Annotated in this window: 9 protein-coding genes; 8 read left to right on the plus strand and 1 reads right to left on the minus strand. The window is 40.8% G+C overall.

From position 1 onward, the window contains the following. Window positions 1-203: 203 nt before the first annotated feature. Together LD39_RS22455 and LD39_RS22935 are read left to right on the plus strand one after the other, a co-directional pair. On the plus strand, window positions 204-374 hold the full coding sequence (locus tag LD39_RS22455; protein WP_156112552.1) for a hypothetical protein: 171 nt from the start codon (window positions 204-206) through the stop codon (window positions 372-374). A 91-nt stretch (window positions 375-465) separates the two neighbouring features. Next, on the plus strand, window positions 466-630 hold the full coding sequence (locus tag LD39_RS22935) for a hypothetical protein (protein WP_197061377.1): 165 nt from the start codon (window positions 466-468) through the stop codon (window positions 628-630). A 169-nt stretch (window positions 631-799) separates the two neighbouring features. Here LD39_RS22935 and sda read toward each other — a convergent pair whose 3' ends face one another. Further along, entirely contained in the window at window positions 800-931 is a 132-nt protein-coding gene (gene sda / locus LD39_RS21920; RefSeq protein ID WP_081988234.1) for a sporulation histidine kinase inhibitor Sda, read from the minus strand. Between the two features lie 359 nt (window positions 932-1290). Here sda and LD39_RS02150 point away from each other — a divergent pair, with 359 nt between their 5' ends. The 6 genes from LD39_RS02150 to LD39_RS02175 form a co-directional block, all read left to right on the plus strand. Continuing rightward, complete coding sequence (locus tag LD39_RS02150) at window positions 1291-2277, plus strand: tetratricopeptide repeat protein (RefSeq protein ID WP_035542402.1); 987 nt, start codon at window positions 1291-1293, stop codon at window positions 2275-2277. Between the two features lie 155 nt (window positions 2278-2432). After that, window positions 2433-3719 carry a trigger factor gene (gene tig, locus LD39_RS02155; RefSeq protein ID WP_035542403.1) on the plus strand — a complete coding sequence of 429 codons (1287 nt, stop codon included), beginning with the start codon at window positions 2433-2435 and terminating at the stop codon, window positions 3717-3719. 327 nt (window positions 3720-4046) lie between these two features. Continuing rightward, entirely contained in the window at window positions 4047-5324 is a 1278-nt protein-coding gene (gene clpX / locus LD39_RS02160) for an ATP-dependent protease ATP-binding subunit ClpX (RefSeq protein WP_035542404.1), read from the plus strand. A gap of 324 nt (window positions 5325-5648) precedes the next feature. Next, window positions 5649-7979, plus strand: a complete 2331-nt coding sequence (lon, locus tag LD39_RS02165; RefSeq protein WP_035542405.1) for an endopeptidase La — start codon at window positions 5649-5651, stop codon at window positions 7977-7979. Then, the gene (gene yihA, locus LD39_RS02170) at window positions 7969-8556 is read left to right on the plus strand and encodes a ribosome biogenesis GTP-binding protein YihA/YsxC (RefSeq protein WP_035542406.1); all 588 of its coding nucleotides are present in this window, start codon (window positions 7969-7971) and stop codon (window positions 8554-8556) included. The genes lon and yihA overlap by 11 nt, the downstream gene beginning before the upstream one ends. Before the next feature lie 275 nt (window positions 8557-8831). After that, window positions 8832-9169: transporter substrate-binding domain-containing protein (locus LD39_RS02175; protein WP_035542408.1), on the plus strand; the 338-nt coding region annotated here is incomplete at its 3' end.

The following is a 9169-nucleotide window of genomic DNA, read 5'->3' on the forward strand; positions in this document are numbered from 1 at the left end:
CTGAGAGCGAGCAGCTATACAAGTGGCGGCGTCACCATCGAGCGAAGTAAAAAAATCGGAGGCCACTATGCTTAGGTGCTAAAAAGCGTTCGACAAAATTTTATATAATAATGAAGAAACTCGTCTTAAAAAGGATGCAAAGCGTGATTTGTAAAACCATTCCATGTCCCCACTCATACGATATATACAGAGGAGTGGTGGAGATGTTTGTGTTTATTTATTTTCTTATCGGCCTCGCTTTATGCGTGAAGACAAAAGAGCCAGAACCAGTATCAAAGGAAGAACAATCCATATACATGTATCAATTGCTGTTAGTCTTGACCTTTTGGCCGGTATTTTTCATTTACAGAGGTTTCATTAGGAAAAAAGTGTAGGCTCAAGGAAGAAGTTCTCAAGGATAGAAAGGGCATTCTTTTCACAATATAATAAGGCCACAACGGCAAACAATGTGGGGAGTGAAGTCCGATGAAGAATAGAAATATTCAATGGTTACCGATCGTAGCCTCCGTTGGTATTGGAGCAGCGACCTACAGTATGATGACAGGTCAAGGCGGTCAGCTGCAAAATGTTTTACCGGGATTAGCAAAGATGTCTGGTCAGAGTCAAAACCAGAGCCAGAACCATCAGTAATGTCCCTTTCCATTCAGGTTCAGTAAGGGAGTAATTCCGATAACAGAGTCTCCATTAAAAAAGGCAGACATTCCCACTTGGGAGTGTCTGCCTTTTCAATGCTTTATCTAAAAAACGTTACTGTATTCTAGTCAGCAACGTCACGGTGTTTAGTCATGTATGAAAGCAATTATTGTACAGGAATTTTTATTTCCCTTTTGTCGATTTCCTGGGATACTAAGTGAACAAAATCATCATCTAATTGCAATTTGATTGACTCAAGATAAGTCTCAAGCAATGTTTGATCATCAAGCAGTGACAACCCTCACAACCCCTTACATTATTTTCTTATTTAAAATTTAAATCACATTTACTTATTCTAACAAAAAAAATTTTTTCCACATGAGTCGAACCTCCTGTTTTAAAGAGAGATCATGAGTTTTTTTTGAAAAACAAAATAGTGAGAAATCGCATGCTGTCGAACGTTAAGAGATAATTCTATTTCTTGACTGATGAACATTTAAATGAATCCATTGTTTTTCAAGTGCAACTGCTTTATGATTACCTAATAAACTCAATTAGTGATTAGGCTTGATTAGAGATAAGGAACGTGTTTGTTTTTAATGGATAAAGGAAAGAATAGGGAAGAAGCGAATTTATAGGTATAGGGAAGGGTGGCTTATGGATAAAAATGAAGGGAATATTGTGATGTTCCCCAAATGGAAATCGACATTGGAGAACGTCGGTCTTCAAGCATTGAAAGAAAAGAGATACAGAGATGCTTTGGAAGCTTTGCAGCCTTTATTAGATTATGGTGTGGCGTCGGATGATGTGGTCACAGGGATTTTGATGAGTTGGATAGAGTTGGGGAATTTTGACGATGCTGAAGAACTGTGTCAAAAACAGATGAAAGAAAATATGGATCAGTACTACCATTACTTACATATATACATAACCATTCTGTTTCAATCCAATCGCTATCAGGATATCGTAGATTTACTTGATGAGGTATTCGAAGAGGAAAATATCCCCCATCAGAGCCGAACGCAGCTTTGGCAGATGTATGAAGTGAGCAGAAAGTTATTGGAGGACGATCAGAAAGAAAAAGGTGAGCAATTACATAGTGATTTTCTAGAAGCTCTAGAGAAAGAAGATGTCCGCGAGCAATGGGGGCTTATTCAAAAGTTGAAAAAACAGCCGGCCCAGTCTTATATCGATACATTTGTAAGTGTGCTGCAGAATAAAGTGACTCACCCGATTATTAAAACGGCAATCATTGAATGGTTCAGAGATAGTCAAGTAGACCAGACGCTTACTATACAAAAGTTCGGACAGGAAATTGAGGTCAATCCATTTGAGTTGAATCAATTGCAGTCAGACTACATTCTGAAACAGATTCAAATGAGACTTAGCAGTATTGAGCAGAGCAATCCTAGTATGTATGACATGATCAATCAATTCCTCTCCCACTACTGCTATGTTCGCTACCCTGTTTTTCCTGATGAACATGAAGTTCCAGTCATTGTTGAAGCATTGAAGCAACTGGGGCATCAGTATTTGCAGCTTCCTTATCGATCAGATGAGGAATACGAACAAGTGCAACAATATAAGGAAGAAATTGAGCTTTGTGAACAGCACTATTTGTTGATTGTTGGCGAATCATCGTGAAATTACTGAACACTTGAGGACAATTCTTGAAAGCCCGTATGTTTATGTTATAATATAGTGGTTGCAAATTAGATTCGTATGTATAAAGAGTCATAGAATCAACGAACAATCGTCATTGACGAAATTGAAAGAATAGATGTTGGAGGGAATTTTCTATGTCAGCAAAATGGGAAAAGCAAGAAGGCAATCAGGGTACTTTAACAGTAGAAGTACCTGCAAGTGAGTTCGACAAAGCACTTGACCAAGCCTTTAAAAAAGTTGTTAAACAGGTACAAGTACCAGGATTCCGTAAAGGTAAAGTACCTCGTAAATTGTTCGAAAGCCGTTTCGGTGTAGAGTCTCTATACCAGGATGCGCTTGACATCATTCTTCCACAAGCTTACACAGAAGCTGTAGAAGAAACAGGCATCGAGCCAGTTGATCGTCCAGAAGTAGATGTTAAAGAAATCGAAAAAGGCAAAGACCTCGTATTCACTGCTGAAGTTACAGTGAAACCAGAAGTGAAACTTGGCGAGTACAAAGGCCTTGAAGTAGAAGAACTTAGCACAGAAGTTACTGATGAAGACGTTCAAAATGAACTGAAACAAATGCAAGAAAAACAAGCTGAGCTTGTCGTTAAAGAAGAAGGCGAAGTTGAGGACGGCGATACAGTCGTTATGGACTTCGAAGGATTCGTTGACGGAGAAGCATTTGAAGGTGGACAAGCGGATAACTACTCTCTAGAAGTAGGTTCTGGTTCATTCATTCCTGGCTTCGAAGAGCAGCTCGTTGGTAAAAAAGCCGGAGAAGAAACAGACGTTACTGTTACTTTCCCAGAAGAATATCATGCGGAAGATCTTGCTGGTAAAGAAGCTACATTTAAAGTTAAGATCCACGAAATTAAAGGGAAAGAACTTCCAGAGCTTGACGACGAATTTGCGAAAGATGTCGATGAAGATGTCGAATCTCTTGACGAACTAACGAAGAAAACTCGTGAGCGTCTTGAAGAGCAGAAAAAGACAGAAGCCGACAACCACAAGCGTGATTCACTTGTAAAACAAGCATCTGAAAACGCAGAGGTTGAAATTCCTGAAGCGATGACTCAAACTGAACTTGATCGTATGGTTCAAGAATTCGAACAGCGTCTTCAAATGCAAGGCATGACGAAAGACATGTACTTCCAGTTCACGGGTCAAGATGAAGATGCCCTTCGCGAGCAAATGAAAGAAGATGCTGAGAAGCGCGTGAAAACAAACTTGACTCTAGAAGCGATCTCTGAAGCAGAAAACGTTGAAGTTTCTGACGAAGATGTAAACGCTGAGCTTGAAAACATGGCTTCCATGTACCAGACAGATGTTGCACAATTGACGCAAATGCTTGGTGGCAACACGGACATGATCAAAGAAGATCTTAAAGTTCGTAAAGCGATCGACGTTCTAGTTGCAAACAGCAAATCTGAATAACAAATGAAGAAGACAAGGTGTGACAATCATGCCTTGTCTTCTCATATATTTTCTTAAATTGTCCTGTATAACCTCAATCGTTCATGGACACCATGAATGATACAACCATTGTTTTACATATAAATAATAGAGCTTTCTTTTGTTTGACTTATCATTCACATATCTACATAATGAGGGTGGTGCAATAGAGTCTCGCACACCTCTAATAGGTATTGCTTTTTTGTTTGGAGTTTATTTGGTATGATGAGCAAAAGAACTGAATCGTTTAAGTCGTATCTTAAAACTTCAGTCGCAACTATTGCGTCATTTTATTAAGGGGTGAAACGTATGTTTAAATTTAACGATGAAAAAGGACAACTGAAATGTTCTTTCTGCGGTAAAAGTCAGGATCAAGTTCGTAAGCTTGTCGCAGGGCCTGGCGTATATATTTGTGATGAATGTATTGAATTATGTACTGAAATTGTGGAAGAAGAGCTTGGTAATGAAGAAGAAGTGGAATTCAAAGAGGTTCCAAAACCTCAGGAAATCCGTGAAATTCTTAACGATTATGTCATCGGCCAAGACCAGGCGAAGAAAAACTTGTCTGTGGCTGTTTATAACCACTACAAGCGGATCAACGCAGGTGTGAAAAACGATGATGTTGAACTATCGAAAAGTAACATTCTTATGCTGGGACCTACAGGGAGTGGTAAAACATTACTTGCCCAAACATTAGCACGTATTTTGAATGTTCCATTCGCAATTGCTGATGCCACTTCATTGACAGAAGCCGGTTATGTAGGGGAAGACGTAGAAAACATTCTTCTAAAACTGATTCAGGCCGCTGATTATGATGTGGAGAAAGCTGAAAAAGGAATCATCTATATTGATGAAATCGATAAAGTTGCCCGTAAATCAGAAAACCCTTCCATCACACGTGATGTGTCAGGGGAAGGTGTACAGCAAGCGTTGCTGAAAATTCTTGAAGGCACGCAAGCGAGTGTACCTCCACAAGGTGGACGTAAGCATCCTCATCAAGAATTCATCCAGATTGATACAACGAATGTGTTGTTCATTGTGGGTGGGGCGTTCGACGGAATTGATCAAATCATTAAACGCCGTCTAGGTAAGAAGGTTATTGGTTTCGGTTCAGAGCAGAGCTCAAGTGAATCCGAGAAGAAAGAATTGCTTACCAAAGTACTACCAGAGGACTTGCTGAGTTACGGTTTAATTCCGGAATTCATCGGCCGTCTGCCAGTAATCGGAAGCTTGGAGCAATTGGATGAAGATGCACTCGTTGAAATTCTGACAAAACCTAAGAATGCGCTTGTGAAGCAGTATCAAAAACTCTTCCAAATCGATCATGTCGAGCTTGAAATCGAAGAGGAAGCTCTTCGCGAAATCGCGCGTCTGGCGATTGAACGTAAAACGGGAGCTCGTGGTCTCCGTTCTATCATTGAAGGCATCATGTTAGACGTCATGTATGAACTTCCATCCCGTGATGACATTGAAAAATGTATCATTACGAAGGATACGGTGATTGCGGAAAACGGTCGTCCTAAGCTTATTTTGACAGATGGAACGGTTGAAGATGAGAATAAAGAATCTCCTAAAGAGAGTGCTTAATCAGCTTTAGGGTACTTCATGATTATTACTAAGCCGCGCTGCATCCAACTGTAGCGCGGCTTCAATATTCTAATGGAGTAAGGCTTTATAACTAAGGGAATAGGTACATAAAGGTGAATAGTCCCCGGCCTCTTCCTGTTTTAAAATTGAGGATGAAAGTCTCGGTTCATGCTCATAATATGGATATCATTTGTAATAGGGCCCCTTGACGCTGTCGTGTGAAGGGGTTTCAACGTTGAAATACTACAGTTTTCTTTCGTTTACTTTCCAATAGGATTTATATATGATTAGAATACGTATTTGCATTATACGGAGGTGCATGCAATGACAGATAAACAAAGAACTCAAATCCCACTCCTTCCTCTGAGAGGATTGTTAGTGTACCCATCGATGGTTCTGCACCTTGATGTTGGTCGAGAAAAATCCGTCAATGCTCTTGAGCAAGCCATGATGGACGATAACGAAATCTTTCTAGTATCACAAAAAGAAGTGAATATTGATGATCCTTCCACCGATGATATGTACACCGTCGGTACGGTGGCGCGCGTGAAACAGATGGTCAAGCTTCCGAACGGTACGAACCGCGTACTGGTGGAAGGGCTTTATCGTGCAATGATTAATGAATTGAACGAAGGTGAGGAGTTTTACCAGGCGGACATTCACAAGCTTGAAGATGAGCATGAGGATAAGAACGAAGAAGAAGCACTCATGCGGACATTGATGAGTCAATTCGAGCAGTATGTCAAAGTGTCTAAAAAAGTCAGCCAGGAGACGTATAATACAGTCTCAGATATCGATGATCCAAGTCATTTGGCTGATATGGTCACCTCTCATTTGCCAGTAAAATTGAAAGACAAACAGAAAATCCTTGAGACGGAAAATGTGAAAAAGCGTCTACAAAAATTGATTGAACTGATCGGAAACGAGCGAGAGGTTCTTCAGATCGAACAGAAAATTGGACAGCGTGTGAAGAAGTCTATGGAGAAGACGCAGAAAGAATATTACCTGCGTGAACAAATGAAAGCTATCCAAAATGAGCTTGGGGACAAAGACGGCAAATCCGGGGAAGTCGCTCAACTGAAAGAGAAAATCGAGCAGTCTGAGATGCCTGAGCGTGTAGAGAAGGTCGCGTTGAAAGAACTGGGGCGATATGAGAAAGTCCCTCAAAGCTCGGCGGAAAGTTCAGTCATCCGTAATTATCTTGAGTGGCTGGTTTCCCTTCCATGGGCGAGCGAGACAGAAGATAATCTGGATGTTAAGCATGCAGAAACGATTCTTGATGAAGACCATTATGGCTTAGAAAAAGTGAAAGAACGAGTGTTGGAGTATTTGGCTGTCCAAAAGCTGACGCAAACAATCAAGGGGCCAATCCTTTGTTTGGTTGGTCCGCCAGGGGTAGGGAAAACTTCCCTTGCCAAATCAATCGCTCGAGCAATCAATCGTAAATTCGTTCGCATTTCACTGGGGGGCGTCCGTGATGAAGCCGAGATTCGTGGTCACAGACGAACGTATATCGGTGCCATGCCAGGGCGGATCATTCAAGGGATGAAACGTGCGGAAACTGTTAATCCAGTCTTTTTATTAGACGAAATTGATAAAATGGCAAGTGATTTCAGGGGCGATCCTTCATCTGCCATGCTTGAGGTATTGGATCCAGAACAAAATGGTACGTTCAGCGACCACTTCATCGAAGAACATTATGACTTGTCAAAAGTGATGTTCGTAGCCACTGCGAATAATATGGCGTCTATACCAGGTCCTTTAAGGGATCGTATGGAAGTGATCACGATTGCAGGTTACACGGAAGTGGAAAAATTGCACATTGCAAAAGAGCACTTGCTACAGAAGCAAGTGAACGCGAATGGGTTGAAAAAAGGACAAATCCAAATTCGTGAAGAAGCATTGCTCAAGCTGATTCGCAGGTACACGAGGGAAGCCGGAGTCCGTGGATTGGAACGTGAACTTGCCAGTCTTTGTCGTAAAGCTGCCAAAATTATCGTAGCTGGTGATAAACAGCGCGTCGTTGTGACTGAAAAACAATTAGAAGAATTGTTAGGACGTCCGAAATTCCGTTATGGTCAAGCAGAATTAGAAGACCAAATCGGCGCAGCTACAGGCCTTGCTTATACAACAGCTGGTGGAGATACGTTATCCATCGAGGTGTCCATCTATCCAGGAAAGGGACACTTGACGCTGACTGGTAAACTGGGTGACGTTATGAAAGAGTCGGCTCAAGCCGCTTTCAGTTATATCAGATCAAGAGCACAAGAATTAAACATCGACGCTGATTTTGTAGAGAAAAATGATATTCACATCCACGTACCTGAAGGGGCTACACCAAAGGATGGTCCATCAGCGGGAATTACAATGGCAACGGCTCTCGTTTCTGCATTGACGGGACGTCCTGTCAGGAAAGAAGTCGGGATGACTGGTGAAATCACCTTACGAGGCCGTGTCCTGCCGATTGGTGGATTGAAAGAGAAGTCATTAAGTGCACACAGAGCTGGATTATCTAAAATCATCATTCCGGCAGATAATGAGAAGGATTTAGAAGATATTCCTGACAGTGTCCGCAAAGGGTTGACCTTTGTTCCAGTCAAACACTTAGATGAAGTCTTGAAACATGCACTAGTGGAGGAAAAACATGAAGGTTAATACAGCTGACATCGTCATCAGTGCAGCAAGTAAAAAACAGTATCCGAAAGCACCGATCCCAGAGATTGCCTTGGCTGGGAGATCGAACGTAGGAAAATCTTCGTTCATCAACAAAATGATTCAACGTAAGAACCTTGCTCGTACGTCCTCAAAGCCAGGGAAAACACAAACGTTGAATTTCTATATTATTAATGACAAATTTCATTTTGTAGACGTTCCAGGGTATGGTTATGCCAAGGTTTCTAAAAAGGAACGTGAAAAATGGGGCAAAATGATGGAAGAATACTTCGCTGAACGAGAGCAGTTGCGTGCGACTGCTCTTGTCATCGATGTTCGTCATAAGCCGACGGAAGATGATCAGATCATGTATGATTATTTAAAGCACTTCGGTTTGCCTGTGATGGTCATAGCTACGAAGCTTGATAAAATTAAAAAAGGTCAGCGAAAAAAACAATTGAATCTGATTCGGGAAGTTCTTGAAATGGAAGAAGAAGACGCGCTTATTCCTTTTTCTTCGGAAACGGGAGAAGGAAAAGATGTAGCATGGAGAACCATGCTATCCCACTTGAATCTATAATTAGAAACCACTTCTTTACGTAAGAAGTGGTTTTTTAATTTGTAATAATCATAGATTTCGCTGAATTTTTATACATATTTGAATTATTTTGAAGGATATAGGTGCATTTATAAGGATTTCTATACATTTTTAGGACAAACCTAATCTTTTTCGATTTTTTAGACAAATACAATCCATTTTAAATTTTGGGAAAACTTTGAACAATCGATATAATTAAGAGTGTGACATTTATTACAGGGATGTAACAAATCGATGAAGGGGAGGATTTGGACTTTATGAAAAAATGGTTTTTTATGATCACTCTTAGTCTTCTAATGATGTTCACGCTTGCCGCATGCGGCAGCAGTGATGAAGGGGAAAGCACTTCGGGTGATACAAATGATAGTGAAAGTACTTCAGAAGGTTCTGATGAATCCAGCTCTGATTATAAACTAGTAGAAGATGGAAAATTCACTTTTGCGGCTTCTGGAGAATTTCGCCCATTCAGTATGACGAATGCTAGTGGTGAGATGACAGGCTTTGATATTGACGTAGCGAATGCTGTCGCTAAGGAACTTGGGTTAGAACCTGTTCAACAGAAGCAGAAGTTTGCTTCCATTGTAGAAGGTGTTAA

The sequence above is a fragment of the Halobacillus sp. BBL2006 genome (assembly GCF_000786645.1).
In the GTDB taxonomy this organism is placed as follows: domain Bacteria; phylum Bacillota; class Bacilli; order Bacillales; family Halobacillaceae; genus Halobacillus.

Bases quoted from the DNA above. Each gene is read 5' to 3' on its own strand.
- LD39_RS22455 (WP_156112552.1), top strand. From the start codon at position 204: ATGTTTGTGTTTATTTATTTTCTTATCGGCCTCGCTTTATGCGTGAAG.
- LD39_RS22935 (WP_197061377.1), top strand. From the start codon at position 466: ATGAAGAATAGAAATATTCAATGGTTACCGATCGTAGCCTCCGTTGGT.
- LD39_RS02150 (WP_035542402.1), top strand. From the start codon at position 1,291: ATGGATAAAAATGAAGGGAATATTGTGATGTTCCCCAAATGGAAATCG.
- tig (WP_035542403.1), top strand. From the start codon at position 2,433: ATGTCAGCAAAATGGGAAAAGCAAGAAGGCAATCAGGGTACTTTAACA.
- clpX (WP_035542404.1), top strand. From the start codon at position 4,047: ATGTTTAAATTTAACGATGAAAAAGGACAACTGAAATGTTCTTTCTGC.
- lon (WP_035542405.1), top strand. From the start codon at position 5,649: ATGACAGATAAACAAAGAACTCAAATCCCACTCCTTCCTCTGAGAGGA.
- yihA (WP_035542406.1), top strand. From the start codon at position 7,969: ATGAAGGTTAATACAGCTGACATCGTCATCAGTGCAGCAAGTAAAAAA.